Genomic DNA, 16,258 nt, shown 5'->3' with positions numbered 1-16,258 from the left:
TTGACAGGGTCAGCGTAAGGACCCGCCCCTCCCCAGGGAACAAGCGGGGTACCACGGTGACCGCACTGTGACGGTTGTCGCCTGTCGGGACGCGAGGCAACCAGAGGTTGAACTACCGCGTACAGGCGGCGCGCCGGACCCTCAGCCCGTCGCCTTGTAGGTCGCCGCCGCCTGCTCGTACAGCCGCGTCACCTCGTCCCGCTCGGCCTCCGGCCCGCGCACCTGGACCACGTGGTACCGCCCGTCGACCAGCATCGCGAGGTTGCGCACGTACAGCTCGCCCCCGTCGCCGCCGGTCCAGGTGAACTGTCCCTCGGCCATGGTCCGTCCGCCCACCTCGATCGTCTTCAGCCCGGTGGAGGTGGCCCAGCTGGAGTCGCGGTACGGCTGCAACTCCCGCTCCCTCTCCCGCTGGTAGGACATCGGATCACTGCCGAACTCCGCGGAGCTGTCCCGGCCCGGTACGACGATGAGCTCGAAGTCGCCCTTCGCGTAGACGACCTGGCCGCTGCCGTTGCGCGGGGTGTGACTCCAGCCCTTGGCGACGGCGACCTGGAACCCGGCCGAGTCCTTGCGCAGGGTGAAGCCCTCGGCGACATCGGGGCCCGCGGTCTGCGTCTCCGCGGAACCGGCCGATGTCGACGGGCTCTTCTCCGGCTCGGGCGAGGTCTGGTCGGGCCGGGGCTCGCTGCTGGCGTCCGGCTCGGGCGCCTGGCTGACCTCACCGGCGGAACCGGTGCGGTCCGTGCCGCCCGTGCCTTCCGCGCCGTCGGTCTTCGACCTGGGCATGAAGAGCATGGCGTAGGCGATCGCGGCGGCCATCGCGAGCAGGACCAGCAGGAGCAGGGTGCGGCCGAGGCGGTTCGGCGACCGGGACTCGCGCTTGGCCCGTTTGTGCCGCGCGTGGTGCGCGGGCAGCCCGGCCTTCCGCCTGCGCACGAGCTCGCCCCGGCGGCGTACGACGGGCAGTCGGCTCGCGTCGGCGGGCGGCGCCGCGACGACGTGCACCCCGGCCTCCGGCTCGGGCGCCGAGCGTACGAGCGAGCGCAGCCAGCCGCGCAGCTCCTCGAAGTCGAGGCGCTCGGTCGGGTCCTGACGCAGCAGCGACTCCACGACCGGCCGGAGCGGCCCGCACTCCTCGGCGTACGCGGGCGGTTCGGCGCACACCATCTGCACCAGCTCGGCCGTGGACTCCTCCGGGTAGGGCGCATGCCCCTGTACGGCCCTGAAGAGCAGCGCGCCGAGCGCCCACAGGTCGGTCGCGGGACCGATCGGGGCGGCCAACTGCCAGTTCTCGTGCACGGGTCCGGCCTGCTCGGGCGCCCAGCGCTCCGTCACGGGACCCACCACGGCCATCCGGGCCTGCCGGGCCCGCTCGGCGGCCAGGGCCGTGGCCGGGCCGCGCCGGGGTGCGGGGGTGTCGGCGACCAGTTCGTCCCACCGGGCGGGCGCGCCCTGGGCGGCGGGGTCCGGGGCCGGCGGGAGAGCCGCCTGCTCCTGGCCCTGCCCTTGCGGCAAGGGCGCACCGCCGGTTCCGCCCCGGGGCGTGGCACCGTGCCACGCGGTCGTCCGGGGGGCGCCGCCCACGCCGTAGGGGTCGGCTATCCGCCCCGGCGGGCCCGCACCGGGTGCCGGGCCCTGCCCGGGGATGTACGGCGACTGCGCCGAGCCGTCGCCGTGGGGCGCGGGCTCGCTGTCCGGGGCGGACCGGGCACCGGGCAGGGCGGCCCGGCCGCCCTCCTGCGCCTCCTGGACCCGTGCGGCGGCCCGGGCACCCGCCCGGTAGGCCGCGATCGCCCCGGCTCGGGCGGCCCGTGGGTCACCGCTGTCGTCCACACTTCTGCGAGCCGGTACGGCCGCGCCCCCGCCCGCCGTGTCACCCCCGGCCGCGGGCAGTCCCCTGGCCTCCCGTGCCTCTATGGCGGCTCGCCGCGCGGCCTCGGGATCGGCCGCGCCACCGCGGCCGCCCGGGGCGCCGCCACCCGGGCCTCCGACGCCGTTGACCGGCCCGGCGCCACCGTCGGCCGGTCCCTGCTCAAGTTCCTCGGCAGCCGGAACCGGGTCGTACCCGCACAGCGCCTCCTCCGCCGCGCCCACCGCGAGACCGGTCAGCATCACCCGGCCGTCGTCGCAGACGAGCACCGTCCGAGCGGTGACGTTCCGGTGCACCCAGCCGTGCGCGTGCAGCACCCGCAGCGCCATCAGGACGTCGGAGGCGACCTCGGCCGCCCGGTACGGCGTCAGGGGCTTCTCGGCGAGCAGCGCCGCCAGCGGACGCGCGGCCACCAGCTCGCTGACGATCCACAGCGAACCGCCCTCGGCGAACACGTCGAAGACCTGGTCGAGCCGCGGATGGTCGGGAATGGCCGCTGCGGCCTGGGCGGCGTCGACTGCGCGCCGTACCACCGGGTCCGTGGGCCGCCGGGGGCCCGGACGGGTGCCGGACCGCCGCGCACCACCGTCACGCGCGGTGAAGCCGTCGGGCAGCCCCTCCGCGTCGAGGACCTCGGCCTCGACCACCTCAGGCAACGGCACCTGCCTGACGAGGACTTCCTGTCCGCTGTAGGTGTCGAAGGCCCGGGTCTCGGTGAGTTCGTACTCGTCGGACGGCGGCAGCGGCAGGCGGTAGCGGTCGGCGAGTACCCGGCCCGCATAGTCGTCCACGTTGCCTCCCCCGTCAGCCCGGTCGGTCACATCCGTTCGCCCCACGGTCCGTTCCGGCTGCGCACGGACCGCAAATATTTACGATACGTGCCGCAGGCAACCCGCAATGTGGGGATGCCAGATCTGCCTCCCCAAACCCGGGAAGGCTCATGCTCAGGACTTGGGTTCGAAGGTCTTGGTCAGCGTCGCCCACGTGTCCTTGCGCGACGCGTCGCCCCAGCCGTCCGCCTTCGCCGTGTACATCAGCGCGTAGCCCTGGGAGTCGTCGACGACGAACCCGCGGTCGATGGTGCGGTACTTGGTGCCGCTCTCCCGGTAGGTGAACTCCCAGTCGGCCGTGTTCCAGCCGCGGTAGTCCACCTTCTCTATTCGGATCTTCTTGTACGCCGCGCGCTGCATGTAGCGCTCCTGGCTCTTCCAGTCCGCCACTGGGTCGCCCTTGGGCGTGGACGTCCAGGCGATGAGCAGCTTCTGCCCGTCGGGCCCGGTGAACCGGTCGCCTGCGGAGCCCGTGGACTGGAACTTCCACCCCTTCGGCAGGCCGATCGAGTACCCCTGGTTCCCCTGGTGAGTCGACTCCGCCGCGGTGCCCTTCCCGGCGGACCCGTCCTTCCCGTCGCCGGCCGGTCCGCTCGCCCCGCCGCTCGGTTCGCTGTTCGAGGCGGGCCCCGACGGCGCGGGCTGCGTCGCGGTGTCGTCGGTGCCCGTGCCGCCCTTCTCGTCGCCCTTGGTGTCAGCGCTCGACGCGGTCGCGACGGTCTTGCCGCCGCTCTCGCCCCCGGCTCCCTTCGAGCCGTTGCCGTCCCCGCTGAACGCGATGGTGAGCACCGTGCCGAGCACGGCGAGCACCACGACCACGGCGATGATCAGCAGGGTCCGCCGCGACACCACGTCGGTGAGCGGCGCCCGGGGCACCTGCCGGGGCGGCAGGTCCGGCGGGGGCACGACGGGCCACCCCGAACTCCGCCCCTCGGAGGTCGCCTTCGCGTCCTGCCCGGCCCGCTCACCGGCCCCGGAAGCCGCGGCCCCCGGCGTCTGCTTCGGACCCGGCTTCGCCGCGGACGCGCCCGCGCCTCCGGCGGCCGCGTCGTCCTTCGGCCCGGATGCGGTCTTGGCGTCCTCGGTCCTGGTGCGGGTCGCGGCCGACGCAGCGGCAGGTCCGGCCGCGGCCTTGCGCACCGAGCGCAACGCCCCGCGCAGCCGCTCCCCGGCCTCCTCGCCCCGCTTGCTCCCGGCGCCCGACGGACCGCCGCCCTTGCGTGAGGCCTTGTCCGGCTGCTTGGGCAGCGGCACGACCTTCGTCGCGTCCAGCGGCTCCGGCTCGGCCTTCTCCGGCGCGTGGATGACGGAGTTCAGCATCGCCCGGGCGCCCGCGTCGTCGAGCCGCTTGGCCGGGTCCTTGGTGAGCAGCCCGTGGATGACGTCCGTCAGCGGGCCCGCGTTCTTCGGCTCCTCCAGCGGTTCGGTCATCACCGCGGTGAGGGTCGCTATGGCCGACCCCTTGTCGTACGGCGGCGCTCCCTCCACCGACGCGTACAGCAGCCCGCCGAGCGACCACAGGTCGGCGGCCGGGCCCGGCTTGTGGCCGCGCGCCCGCTCCGGGGAGATGTAGGAGGGCGCGCCGACGAGCATGCCGGTCGAGGTGATGGAGGGGTCACCCTCGACCTGGGCGATACCGAAGTCGGTGAGCACGACCCGGCCGTCGTCGGAGATCAGCACGTTCGACGGCTTCACGTCGCGGTGCAGGATGCCCTCGCGGTGCGCGGACCGCAGCACGTCGAGGACGGCGAGCCCGACCTCCGCGGCCCGCTTCGGCTCAAGCAGGCCGTCCTCCCGGATGACCTCGGCGAGCGACTTGCCCTCGACGAGCTCCATCACGATCCAGGGCCGGTCGTCCTCCTGGACCACATCGAAGACGGTCACGGCGCTGTTGTTGCGGATCCGCGCGATCGCCTTGGCCTCGCGCAGCGTCCGCGTGATCAGCCGCCGCTTCTCCTCCTGGTCGATGTTGGTCGGGAACCGCAGCTCCTTGACGGCGACCGTCCGCCCCAGCGTCTCGTCCTCGGCGCGCCACACCGTGCCCATGCCGCCGCGGCCGAGCACCTCGCCCAGCCGGTAGCGCCCCGCCAGGAGACGCTCCCTGTTGTCCTGACGAGTGTCCTGACGGGATGTGCCCGCCCGCTCCGCCTCCGACATGCGTCCCCTCATACAACCCGCCCTGACAGAGCCTCCATTGTCTCTCACCCGACAAGTGCCCCGTGCCCAGGGGGCTCCCTGGGCACGGGGCGCCGGGCCCGCCCACCCGTAACCCGGGTGTGCCGCGCCCCGCGCCGCCTTGCATGATGGGCCCTGACGAGGGAGGAGCCCGTATGCCACCGCTTCGGACGCTGCTGGCCCTGCCCGTGGCCGTCGCCCTCCTCGGCCTGCCCCCGGCCGACTCCTCGGCGTTCTCGGCACCGCCCACGGACGCGGTGCTGCCGCTGCTCACGACCCGGGGCGGAGCCCCCGCCGCGGCCCTGCTGGCCCGGGAGGGAAGCACCACCCGCTATGCCCACGCCGGTACCGGAATCGCCCGGTCGGACCATTTCCGCGCCGGCAGCATCACAAAGACCTTCATCGCGACGGTCGTCCTGCAACTGGCCGCCGAGCACCGGCTGTCGCTGTCCGACACCGTGGAGCACCACCTGCCCGGGCTGGTGCGGGTAGCGGGCAACGACGGCCGCGCGCTGACCCTGCGCTCCCTGCTCACCCACACCAGCGGCCTGTCCGACTTCGCCTCGGACACCGGCGGAAGGGCACCCGTCACACCCCGTCAGGCCGTACGCATCGCACTCACCCACCCTCCGACCGCGCGCGGCCGCTTCTCGTACTCGAACACCAACTACGTCCTGCTCGGCCTGGTCATCCAGCAGGTCACCGGCCACCCGTACGCCGACGAGGCCGAGCGCCGCATCATCGCTCCCCTGCGTCTGACGGGCACCTCCTTCCCGGGCTCCCGCACCTCGCTGCCCCCTCCGCACGGCCGCGCCTACGCCGCCGACGGAACCGACGTCACCGATCTGGACCCGCGGGTGGCCGGCGCCGCGGGCGAGCTGGTGACCACGCTCGCCGATCTGGACCGCTTCTACGCGGCCCTGCTCGACGGCCGGCTGCTGCCCCCGCACTGGCTGCGCGAGATGCGCGACACCCGTGCCGCACACGGCGCGTACGGCATGGGCCTGTTCCCCGAGAAGCTTCCGTGCGGCACCACGGTGTGGGGACACAACGGGCACATATCCGGCAGCTATGTACGCACCGCGGCCACCGTCGACGGCCGGCGTGTCCTCACCTTCCGCGTGAACACGGACGCGATCGCCGATCCCGACCTCGAACCCGCGGTGCTCGCGGCCGAGTTCTGCCCCCGCACCTCGTAGAACGACCGGGCCCCGAACGGAGATCCCGGCCCGCGACACTCGTTCGAGTGATGTCGGGAGAGGGCCCCGAAGCGGCGGGTGCCTATCGGGGCACGATGTCCGGCGCCCCCAGCCGCGCCGCGTCCGCCGTGAGGTCGTCGGGCTGCCGCTGCGACTCCCGCTCGGCCTCCACCCGCTTCTGGTAGTGCTCGACCTCGCGCTCGATCTGGTCCTTGTCCCAGCCGAGCACGGGCGCCATCAGCCCGGCGGCGTCGCGTGCGCTGCGGCTGCCCCGGTCGAAGGTCTCGATCGAGATGCGCGTCCGCCGGGTCAGCACGTCGTCCAGGTGCCGCGCCCCCTCGTGCGAGGCCGCGTACACGATCTCGGCGCGCAGATAGTCGTCGGCCGCCGCCAGGGGCTCACCCAGCGACGGGTCCTCGGCGATCAGCTCCAGGAGTTCCTCGGTCATCGCCCCGTACCGGTTCAGCAGATGCTCCACCCGCACCACATGCAGTCCGGTCCGGGCGGCGATCCGGGCCCGCGCGTTCCACAGCGCCCGGTAGCCCTCGGCGCCCACCAGCGGCACGTCCTCGGTGACACACTCGGCGACGCGCATGTCGAGCCCGTGCACCGCGGCGTCCACCGCGTCCTTGGCCATGACCCGGTACGTCGTGTACTTGCCGCCCGCCACGACGACGAGCCCGGGCACCGGATGCGCCACGGTGTGCTCGCGCGACAGCTTGCTGGTGGCGTCCGACTCGCCCGCGAGCAAGGGTCGCAGGCCCGCGTACACGCCCTGGACGTCGTCCCTGGTGAGGGGCACCGCGAGCACCGAGTTCACATGTTCCAGCAGATAGTCGATGTCCGCGCTGGACGCGGCCGGGTGGGCCTTGTCGAGGTCCCAGTCGGTGTCCGTGGTCCCGACGATCCAGTGCCGGCCCCAGGGGATGACGAACAGCACGGACTTCTCCGTGCGCAGGATCAGCCCGGTCGTGGAGTGGATCCGGTCGCGGGGCACGACCAGGTGGATGCCCTTGGACGCCCGGACGTGGAACTGGCCGCGCTCCCCGACCATCGCCTGGGTGTCGTCCGTCCACACGCCGGTCGCGTTGACGACCTGCTTGGCGCGGATCTCGTACTCCCCGCCCCCCTCGACGTCCTGCACCCTCGCGCCGACGACCCGCTCACCCTCGCGCAGGAAGCCCGTCACCCGCGCGCGGTTGGCGGCCTTGGCGCCGTACGCCACCGCCGTGCGCACCAGGTTGGTCACATAGCGGGCGTCGTCCATCTGGGCGTCGTAGTACTGGAGCGCCCCGACCAGGGCGTCCTTCTTCAAGCAGGGCGCCACGCGCAGGGCGTGAGAGCGGGTCAGGTGGCGGTGCACCGGCAGGCCCCGGCCATGGCCGCGTGCCATGGACATGGCGTCGTACATCGCGACGCCCGACCCGGCGTACAGGCGCTCCCAGCCCTTGTGCTGCAGCGGGTACAGGAACGGCACGGGCTTCACCAGGTGCGGGGCGAGCCGCTCCAGCAGCAGGCCGCGCTCCTTCAGCGCCTCCCGGACGAGCGCGAAGTCGAGCATCTCCAGATAGCGCAGGCCGCCGTGGATCAGTTTGCTGGACCGGCTGGAGGTGCCCGAGGCCCAGTCGCGGGCCTCGACCAGGCCGGTGGCCAGGCCCCGGGTCACGGCGTCGAGGGCGGTACCCGCACCGACCACGCCCGCGCCCACGACCAGCACGTCCAGCTCTCGCTCGGCCATGGATGCAAGTGACTCGGCTCGCTGCGCCGGCCCGAGTGTCGCTGTCCTCACGCTGCCTCCCGCTCATCGGTCGCGCCGACCGCACCCGTCGGGTGCGGCCCCGTCCGTATCCCCCATGCCCAAAATTCTGACCGGGTTGCCCGACTTCAGCCACCACGGGCCCTCAGCCTGTGGACAACGCGCACGGAACACTCACCGAAACTCGGCCAGGCAATCCCACATAACGGTCATATTTACTCCTAGTCTGACATTGCGCTCGCCCGTCCTGTCCACAGGGCTTGCGCACCTGTCCCACTTCGGCTACGGGAAGGACGGCCACGCCGTGCCCGCAGATCTCGCCGTCATCGGACTCGGCCCTTACGGCCTGCCCCTGGCTCAGGCCGCCGTCGCCGCCGGCGTCCCCACCATCGGCTACCGGACCGGACCCGAGACCGGTCCCCTCAGCCCCGCCGAACTGCGCCGGATGCTCTCGGGGGGCTTCCGGCAGACCACGAACGCCGCCGAACTCGGCAGGGTGCGCACCGCGGTCATCTGCGCACCGACCCCGCCGGGCGCCGACGGACGGCTCGATCTCAGCCAGGTGGAGACGGCCGCCCGCACCCTGGCCGCCCAGCTGCGCCCGCACACCACGGTGATCCTGGAGTCACCTGTGCACCCCGGGGCGACAGAGGAATTCCTGCGCCCGCTCCTCGAAGAGGGATCGGGCCTGCGGGCGGGCCGCGACTTCCACCTCGCCCACTCCCCCAGCCGCGTCGACCCCGGCAGCCGCGACCTCACCCCCGCCGGCACCCCGAAGGTCATCGGCGGTCTCACCCCGGCCTGCACCGAGTCGGCCGCCGCCTTCTACGGACGGCTCACGGACAAGGTGGTACGCGCGCGTGGACTGCGCGAGGCGGAGACCGTGCAGCTGCTGGAGACCAATTACCGGCACGTCAACATCGCCCTCGTCAACGAGATGGCCGCGCTCTGCCACGACCTGGGCGTCGACCTGTGGGACGTGATCCGCTGCGCGGAGACCAAGCCGTTCGGCTTCCAGGCCTTCCGCCCCGGCCCGGGCGTCGGCGGCCACGCCCTCCCGCAGGACCTGACCGCCCACGGCGGCCGCAGCCTGCGCATGGTGGAACTGGCCCAGAAGGTCAACAGCCGCATGCCCCGCTACGTCGTCAAGCGCGGCGCCCAGCTCCTCAACGAGCACGGCAAATCGGCGCGCGGCGCACGCGTGCTGCTCCTTGGCGTCACCTACAAGCCCGACCTGGCCGACCTGGAGGGCACACCCGCCCAGGAGATCGCCCTGCGCCTGATGGACCTGGGCGCGTCGGTCAGCTACCACGACCCGTACATCCCCGCCTGGAGCGTGCTGGACCGCCCCGTCCCCCGGGCCGACGCCCTCTACGAAGCGGCCGCCGACGCGGACCTGACCATCCTCCTCCAGCAGCACCGCACATACGACCTCCAGGGCCTGTCGGTGAAGGCGCAACTGCTCCTGGACACGCGAGGGGCGACGCCTGCGGGGGCGGCGCATCGGTTGTGAAAGGGGGCGCGTGGGGTGCGTGAACCCCGAAGGCTGGTGGCATGCGGCGTGCGGCGCGGGTACCTTACGGACACAGGTGGAGCCCACCGCAGGGGGTACTGCGGCAGGCTCCAGGATGGATCACGGAGTGTCCGCCCCTACGTTCTCTGGGGGCGGCCGCTCACCATCCAAAACGAGGTGGAGCCCACCACAGCGGTCACTGCGGCAGGCTCCAGGATGGATCACGGAGTGTCCGCCCCTAGTTCACATGGGGGCGGCCGCTCACCATCCGAAAATCCGCAAGATCCACCTCCTCCGGCACTGCACCATCCGAAGACGGAGTCGGTCCCAGCGGGTGGGCTTGCGGTGGCGACCCATGGGCGCCCCCTTCCACGACACTGCCCATTGACCCGGTAGGCAGCACGTCGGAATCGGGCCGGGCCCCGAGGGGCCGGGGTCCGGAACCGTGTCCTTGGAAGGGGGAGCCCAGAAGAACCTGGGCGCCGATCAAGGACACTAGCGCCTCGAAACCGCCCTACACCGGGCCGAACGGCCCAAAGGCAACCGTGCGCCCCCCAACGGCAACACGCGCCCTGCCAGAGCCAGTTGGGTACGCGAAAGGGCCTGGTCACTCACTCGAGTGACCAGGCCCTTCCCCCTACTGCGGCCCGCGGACTACCGCCGGTGCTGCGAGTCCGCCACCGTCACCTCGACGCGCTGGAACTCCTTCAGCTCGCTGTAGCCGGTGGTGGCCATAGCGCGGCGCAGGGCGCCGAAGAGGTTCATCGAGCCGTCGGGGGTGTGGGACGGGCCGGTGAGGATCTCCTCGATGGTCCCGACCGTGCCGAGGTCGACCTTCTTGCCGCGCGGCAGCTCCTCGTTCACGGCCTCCATGCCCCAGTGGTGCCCCTTGCCCGGACCGTCGGTCGCGCGGGCGAGCGGGGAGCCCATCATGACCGCGTCGGCACCGCAGGCGATCGCCTTGGGCAGGTCGCCGGACCAGCCGACACCGCCGTCCGCGATCACGTGCACGTAGCGGCCGCCGGACTCGTCCATGTAGTCCCGGCGGGCGGCGGCCACGTCGGCGACGGCCGTCGCCATGGGGACCTGGATCCCGAGCACGTTGCGCGTGGTGTGCGCGGCGCCGCCGCCGAAGCCGACCAGCACACCGGCCGCGCCGGTGCGCATCAGGTGCAGGGCCGCGGTGTACGTGGCGCAGCCGCCGACGATCACCGGGACGTCCAGCTCGTAGATGAACTGCTTCAGGTTCAGCGGCTCGGACGCCCCGGAGACGTGCTCCGCGGAGACCGTCGTACCGCGGATGACGAAGATGTCCACGCCCGCGTCGACGACGGCCTTGGAGAACTGGGCCGTGCGCTGCGGGGAGAGCGCGGCGGCCGTGACCACGCCCGAGTCGCGCACCTCCTTGATGCGGGCGCCGATCAGCTCCTCCTTGATCGGCGCGGCGTAGATCTCCTGGAGGCGCCGGGTAGCCGCCTCGGCGGGCAGCTCGGCGATCTCGTCGAGCAGCGGCTGCGGGTCCTCGTGGCGCGTCCACAGACCCTCGAGGTTCAGCACGCCGAGGCCGCCGAGCTCGCCGATGCGGATCGCGGTGGCCGGGGAGACGACCGAGTCCATGGGGGCGGCCAGGAACGGCAGCTCGAAGCGGTAGGCGTCGATCTGCCAGGCGATCGAGACCTCCTTCGGGTCCCGCGTACGGCGGCTGGGGACGACGGCGATGTCGTCGAAGGCGTACGCCCGGCGGCCGCGCTTGCCGCGCCCGATCTCGATCTCAGTCACGTCTGTGGCCTTTCCCTGATGCGTTGCAGCGTCTTCCAGTATCGCCGACGGGCATGACGAGGGCGGCCCCGGATGCGTCCGGGGCCGCCCCATCAGGCCTGGTGCCTACTGACGGCTGTAGTTCGGCGCCTCGACCGTCATCTGGATGTCGTGCGGGTGGCTCTCCTTCAGGCCCGCCGAGGTGATGCGGACGAAGCGGCCCTTGGACTCCATCTCCTCGATGGAGGCCGCGCCCACGTAGCCCATGGTCTGGCGCAGACCGCCGACGAGCTGGTGCAGCACGTTGGCCAGGGGGCCGCGGTAGGGCACCTGGCCCTCGACGCCCTCGGGCACGAGCTTGTCGTCGGAGGCCACCTCGGCCTGGAAGTAGCGGTCCTTCGAGAAGGACCGCCCCTGGCCGCGGGACTGCATGGCGCCGAGCGAGCCCATGCCGCGGTAGGACTTGAACTGCTTGCCGTTGATGAAGAGCAGTTCGCCGGGCGACTCCTCACAGCCCGCGAGCAGGCTGCCGAGCATGACCGTGTCGGCACCGGCGGCGAGCGCCTTGCCGATGTCGCCGGAGTACTGCAGACCGCCGTCGCCGATCAGCGGGATGCCCGCGGGACGGGCGGCGAGGGAGGCCTCGTAGATGGCGGTGACCTGCGGGACACCGATACCGGCGACCACACGCGTGGTGCAGATCGAGCCGGGGCCCACACCCACCTTGATGCCGTCGACGCCGGCGTCGATCAGGGCCTGCGCACCGTCGCGCGTGGCGACGTTGCCGCCGATCACGTCGACGGACACGCTCGACTTGATCTTCGACATCCAGCTGAGGGCGTTGCTGTTGTGGCCGTGCGAGGTGTCGACGACCAGGAAGTCCACCCCGGCCTCGGCGAGCGCCTGGGCGCGCTCCAGGGCCTCGGGGCTGGCGCCCACCGCGGCACCGACCAGCAGCCGGCCCTCGGCGTCCTTGGCGGCGTTCGGGTACTTCTCGGCCTTGACGAAGTCCTTGACCGTGATCAGGCCCTTGAGGATGCCCCGGTCGTCGACGAGCGGCAGCTTCTCGATCTTGTGGCGGCGCAGCAGCTCCATGGCGTCGACGCCGGAGATGCCGACCTTGCCGGTGACCAGCGGCATCGGCGTCATGACGTCACGCACCTGACGGCTGCGGTCGGTCTCGAAGGCCATGTCGCGGTTGGTGACGATGCCGAGCAGCTTGCCTGCCGGGTCGGTGACGGGGACGCCGCTGATGCGGAACTTGGCGCACAGGGCGTCCGCCTCGGCGAGCGTGGCGTCGGGGTGCACCGTGATGGGGTCGGTGACCATGCCGGACTCGGACCGCTTGACCAGGTCGACCTGGTTGACCTGGTCCTCGACCGACAGGTTGCGGTGCAGCACGCCGACACCGCCGAGGCGGGCCATCGCGATCGCCAGACGGGACTCGGTCACCTTGTCCATCGCCGCGGAGAGCAGCGGGATGTTGACCCGGACGTTGCGGGAGATGCGGGACGAGGTGTCGACCGCGTTGGGGAGCACCTCGGATGCGCCCGGCAGCAGCAGCACGTCGTCGTAGGTCAGCCCGAGTGTCGCGAATTTTCCGGGCACTCCGTCGACGTTTGCAGTCATGACACCTTCCCCAAATGGCCTTGATCGGTGCGGATGTCCATGCTAACGGGAAGCGCGGCTGTCTCATTCCACGGTTCCGGCTCGCTCCGGGCTTCGTATGTTCGTACGGAGGGCGCGCACCGCCTGTTCAACCAAGGGCCGCTGAAGGGGCTACTGCTCGGCGAGGGCCCGCAGCCGGCTCAGCGCCCGGTGCTGCGCCACCCGGACGGCGCCGGGTGACATTCCCAACATCTGGCCCGTCTCCTCAGCCGTGAGCCCCACCGCGATGCGCAGCAGCAACAGCTCCCGCTGGTTCTCGGGCAGGTTGGCCAGGAGCTTCTTGGCCCATTCCGCGTCACTGCTCAGCAGTGCGCGCTCTTCCGGTCCCAGGGAGTCGTCGGGGCGCTCGGGCATCTCGTCGGACGGGATGGCCGTCGAGCCGGGGTGACGCATCGCCGCGCGCTGCAGGTCGGCGACCTTGTGGGCGGCGATGGCGAAGACGAACGCCTCGAAGGGACGCCCGGTGTCCCGGTAGCGGGGCAGCGCGAGGAGCACCGCCACGCACACCTCCTGGGCGAGGTCCTCGACGAAGTGCCGGGCGTCGCCCGGGAGACGGGACAGACGGGTGCGGCAGTAGCGCAGCGCCAGAGGGTGGACATGGGCGAGCAGATCGTGCGTGGCCTGCTCGTCCCCGTCGACGGCGCGGTGGACGAGCGCGCCGATCGCCCCATGGGCATTGACCGCCTCGTCGTCGCGCATCGGTCCATGGTGCCTTGCGGCCACCGGGTCCGCGGCGCCGCGCCCGTTGTTGTGCACCGAAGCGTTATGAGCAGGTGCGCCGGCACTCATCTCCTGCGCCCTCCCCTTCCGCTCGACCGACTCGTCCCCGAGGAACTCCACACCCTCAAGGATGCGGCATCCGCGGCGAAACAAGCAGCGGGCACCCTGCGGACCCCCGGTCCACCCCCGCCCACCTGGGTTTCCGTACTTCCGCTCCGACCGCTCCGACCTCCGCGGTCGCCCCTAGGGCCTGCTGTTCGGATCATCCCCGGGACGCGGGTCCTCGCGGACACCCTCCCGGGCTCCCGGCCCCGCCCGGGGAGGCAGTGGGCCGCACCGGCATCGCCGTCGGCCACCGGCTGTCGCACGCGCGCGTCCGGCTCACGCGGGGGCATCCACATGCCCCCGCTCCCCGGCCCGCGCCTCGAAGCCGGCCCGATCCGAACGACAGGCCCTAGCGCACCAGGCCCCACCGGAAGCCGAGCGCCACGGCGTGGGCCCGGTCCGAGGCGCCGAGCTTCTTGAACAGGCGCCGGGCGTGCGTCTTGACGGTGTCCTCGGAGAGGAACAGCTCGCGACCGATCTCCGCGTTCGAGCGGCCGTGGCTCATGCCTTCGAGGACCTGGATCTCACGCGCCGTGAGCGTGGGCGCTGCGCCCATCTCGGCCGAGCGCAGCCGGCGCGGGGCGAGCCGCCAGGTCGGGTCGGCCAGGGCCTGCGTCACCGTCGCGCGCAGCTCGGCGCGGGAGGCGTCCTTGTGCAGATAGCCGCGGGCACCGGCGGCGACGGCGAGCGCCACACCGTCCAGGTCCTCGGCGACGGTGAGCATGATGATGCGCGCACCGGGGTCGGCGGACAGCAGCCGCCGGACCGTCTCGACGCCGCCCAGACCGGGCATGCGTACGTCCATCAGAATCAGGTCCGAGCGGTCGGCCCCCCAGCGGCGGAGGACTTCCTCGCCGTTGGCCGCCGTCGTCACGCGCTCTACGCCGGGCACGGTCGCCACCGCGCGACGGAGCGCCTCTCGGGCAAGCGGGGAGTCGTCGCAGACGAGGACGGATGTCATGACCGCCCTCCGCAGCTGATGCGCGTCACCTTGAGCCTCCAGGCTGGTACGAAATCGTCACCTGTGCGGTCGACCGCCTCGGACGCCTGTCCGAGCGCTTGTTCCTTCAACCGCCTCGCACTCTCAACGACGGTCACTCGAAAGAGTTACGGGGTCGGCTGTCATCTTCGGCACTCTACGTGAGGGGGCGGACACGGTGCAGACATGCGCAGCAGACCCACGAACTTTCATCACAACCTATGCCCCATTCAGACCCATTTCTTCCGCTTTGCCAGTGTCTGGAGCTAGATTCGCAATGAGTCATATTTTCATCTCCTTAGATCGTAGTTGTACGGTCGTAGACACCGGATCCGCCCAGAACGGCTACAAGGGGTCACGTAATGGCAGATTTCTCCCGCCTTCCCGGACCGAACGCGGACCTGTGGGACTGGCAGCTGCTGGCTGCCTGTCGCGGGGTGGACAGCTCGCTCTTCTTCCATCCGGAGGGCGAGCGCGGTGCGGCTCGGAGTGCTCGCGAGAACTCGGCCAAAGAGGTCTGCATGAGGTGCCCGGTACGCGCCGAGTGCGCTGCTCACGCGCTGGCGGTGCGTGAGCCGTACGGCGTGTGGGGCGGGCTGACCGAGGACGAGCGCGAAGAGCTCATGGGGCGGGCGCGCAACCGGCTGGTGTCGGCGTCGGCACCGGGCGGGCACACCGCCTCGCATCACTGAAATAACGTTTCTGCGAAGGACACGCGCACGCGTGCCGCCGGTCCCCGCTACCGGACGGCCGCCCGCGCCAGCTGGTCGAGCGTCGCCGACACCGCCGGTACCTGTGCGAGGTCGGGCAGGGTGAGCGCGACGATCTCCCGGCGCACCGCCGGTTCCAGCGTCACGGTGCGTACACCCCGGGGCCGCACCGCCTCGACGGCCAGTTGGGGCAGCACGGCCACGCCAAGACCGGCACCGACCAGGCCGACCACCGCCGGATAGTCGTCGGTGGCGAAGTCGATGCGAGGCGTGAAGCCGGCCGCCGCGCACACCTCGACCAACTGGCCGCGACAGCGCGGGCAGCCCGCGATCCACGACTCCCGCGCGAGCTCCCCGATGGCGACGGACCCCGCACCCGCGAGCCGGTGCCGCTCCGGCACCAGGGCGACGAGCCGGTCCGACAGCAGCGGCCGTACGACGAGGTCGTCCCACTCCTCCGCGCCCGCCGCGCCCTCGTAGCGGAAGGCGAGCGCCACATCGCAGTCGCCCTCGCGCAGCAGACCCACCGAGGCGGGCGGTTCGGCCTCCTCCAGGGAGACGCGGGTACCCGGGTGTGCCGCGCGCAGTGCGGCGAGGGCCGTCGGTACGAGGGTGGAGCTGCCGCTGGGGAAGGAGACGAGCCGGACCCGTCCCGCGCGCAGCCCGGCGATGGCGGCGACCTCCTCCTCCGCGGCCGTGAGCCCCGCGAGGATCCCGGCGGCGTGCCGCACCAGCGCATCCCCGGCCTGGGTCAGGCGCATCTCGCGCCCGGTGCGGATGAGAAGGGGGGTGCCGACGGAGGTTTCCAGGGCCTTCATCTGCTGGCTGACGGCGGGCTGCGTGCAGCCCAGTTCACGTCCCGCGGCGGAGAAGGAACCGGTGGCGGCGACGGCGCGCAGTACACGGAGATGACGAGCTTCGATCACCCTTCGAGGATAAGCGACCCTTTGACGCCGATGCGAATAATGCGTC

11 protein-coding genes are annotated in these 16,258 nt (G+C 72.1%); 3 read left to right on the top strand and 8 right to left on the bottom strand.

Annotation, left to right across the window (positions count from 1 at the left end; all coding sequences use genetic code 11):
- Nucleotides 1-141 precede the first annotated feature (141 nt).
- Nucleotides 142-2,664, bottom strand: a complete 2,523-nt coding sequence (locus ACIBK5_RS12885; RefSeq protein WP_399018909.1) for a protein kinase — start codon at nucleotides 2,662-2,664, stop codon at nucleotides 142-144.
- Nucleotides 2,665-2,817: 153 nt separating this feature from the next.
- Complete coding sequence (locus ACIBK5_RS12880; RefSeq protein ID WP_399018907.1) at nucleotides 2,818-4,860, bottom strand: serine/threonine-protein kinase; 2,043 nt, start codon at nucleotides 4,858-4,860, stop codon at nucleotides 2,818-2,820.
- Between the two features lie 173 nt (nucleotides 4,861-5,033).
- Here ACIBK5_RS12880 and ACIBK5_RS12875 point away from each other — a divergent pair, with 173 nt between their 5' ends.
- Nucleotides 5,034-6,077, top strand: a complete 1,044-nt coding sequence (locus ACIBK5_RS12875; RefSeq protein ID WP_399018905.1) for a serine hydrolase domain-containing protein — start codon at nucleotides 5,034-5,036, stop codon at nucleotides 6,075-6,077.
- Nucleotides 6,078-6,159: 82 nt separating this feature from the next.
- Here the strand turns inward: ACIBK5_RS12875 and ACIBK5_RS12870 are convergent, their stop codons facing one another.
- On the bottom strand, nucleotides 6,160-7,866 hold the full coding sequence (locus ACIBK5_RS12870; RefSeq protein ID WP_399018903.1) for a glycerol-3-phosphate dehydrogenase/oxidase: 1,707 nt from the start codon (nucleotides 7,864-7,866) through the stop codon (nucleotides 6,160-6,162).
- A gap of 271 nt (nucleotides 7,867-8,137) precedes the next feature.
- On the opposite strand from ACIBK5_RS12870, the gene ACIBK5_RS12865 reads away from it, so the two are divergent.
- Nucleotides 8,138-9,346 (top strand): nucleotide sugar dehydrogenase, encoded by a 1,209-nt coding sequence (locus tag ACIBK5_RS12865; RefSeq protein WP_399018901.1) that lies wholly within the window; start codon nucleotides 8,138-8,140, stop codon nucleotides 9,344-9,346.
- A gap of 654 nt (nucleotides 9,347-10,000) precedes the next feature.
- On the opposite strand, the gene ACIBK5_RS12860 is transcribed toward ACIBK5_RS12865, so the two are convergent.
- From ACIBK5_RS12860 to ACIBK5_RS12845, 4 genes are all read right to left on the bottom strand, one after another.
- Complete coding sequence (locus ACIBK5_RS12860) at nucleotides 10,001-11,125, bottom strand: GuaB3 family IMP dehydrogenase-related protein (RefSeq protein ID WP_184591345.1); 1,125 nt, start codon at nucleotides 11,123-11,125, stop codon at nucleotides 10,001-10,003.
- 105 nt (nucleotides 11,126-11,230) lie between these two features.
- Nucleotides 11,231-12,733 (bottom strand): IMP dehydrogenase, encoded by a 1,503-nt coding sequence (gene guaB / locus ACIBK5_RS12855; RefSeq protein WP_399018899.1) that lies wholly within the window; start codon nucleotides 12,731-12,733, stop codon nucleotides 11,231-11,233.
- A 150-nt stretch (nucleotides 12,734-12,883) separates the two neighbouring features.
- Entirely contained in the window at nucleotides 12,884-13,471 is a 588-nt protein-coding gene (locus tag ACIBK5_RS12850; RefSeq protein ID WP_189722729.1) for a sigma-70 family RNA polymerase sigma factor, read from the bottom strand.
- 475 nt (nucleotides 13,472-13,946) lie between these two features.
- On the bottom strand, nucleotides 13,947-14,558 hold the full coding sequence (locus ACIBK5_RS12845) for a response regulator transcription factor (RefSeq protein WP_003948568.1): 612 nt from the start codon (nucleotides 14,556-14,558) through the stop codon (nucleotides 13,947-13,949).
- Between the two features lie 380 nt (nucleotides 14,559-14,938).
- Between ACIBK5_RS12845 and ACIBK5_RS12840 the strand changes: the two genes are divergently transcribed.
- Nucleotides 14,939-15,268 (top strand): WhiB family transcriptional regulator, encoded by a 330-nt coding sequence (locus ACIBK5_RS12840; RefSeq protein WP_184591351.1) that lies wholly within the window; start codon nucleotides 14,939-14,941, stop codon nucleotides 15,266-15,268.
- Nucleotides 15,269-15,315: 47 nt separating this feature from the next.
- Here ACIBK5_RS12840 and ACIBK5_RS12835 read toward each other — a convergent pair whose 3' ends face one another.
- Complete coding sequence (locus ACIBK5_RS12835; protein WP_399018898.1) at nucleotides 15,316-16,212, bottom strand: LysR family transcriptional regulator; 897 nt, start codon at nucleotides 16,210-16,212, stop codon at nucleotides 15,316-15,318.
- Nucleotides 16,213-16,258: the final 46 nt, after the last annotated feature.

The sequence above is a fragment of the Streptomyces sp. NPDC050546 genome (assembly GCF_044457425.1).
Taxonomy (GTDB): Bacteria; Actinomycetota; Actinomycetes; order Streptomycetales; family Streptomycetaceae; genus Streptomyces.
Note: the sequence above shows the minus strand (reverse complement) of the source record. Positions and strands in the feature narration are given on the sequence as shown.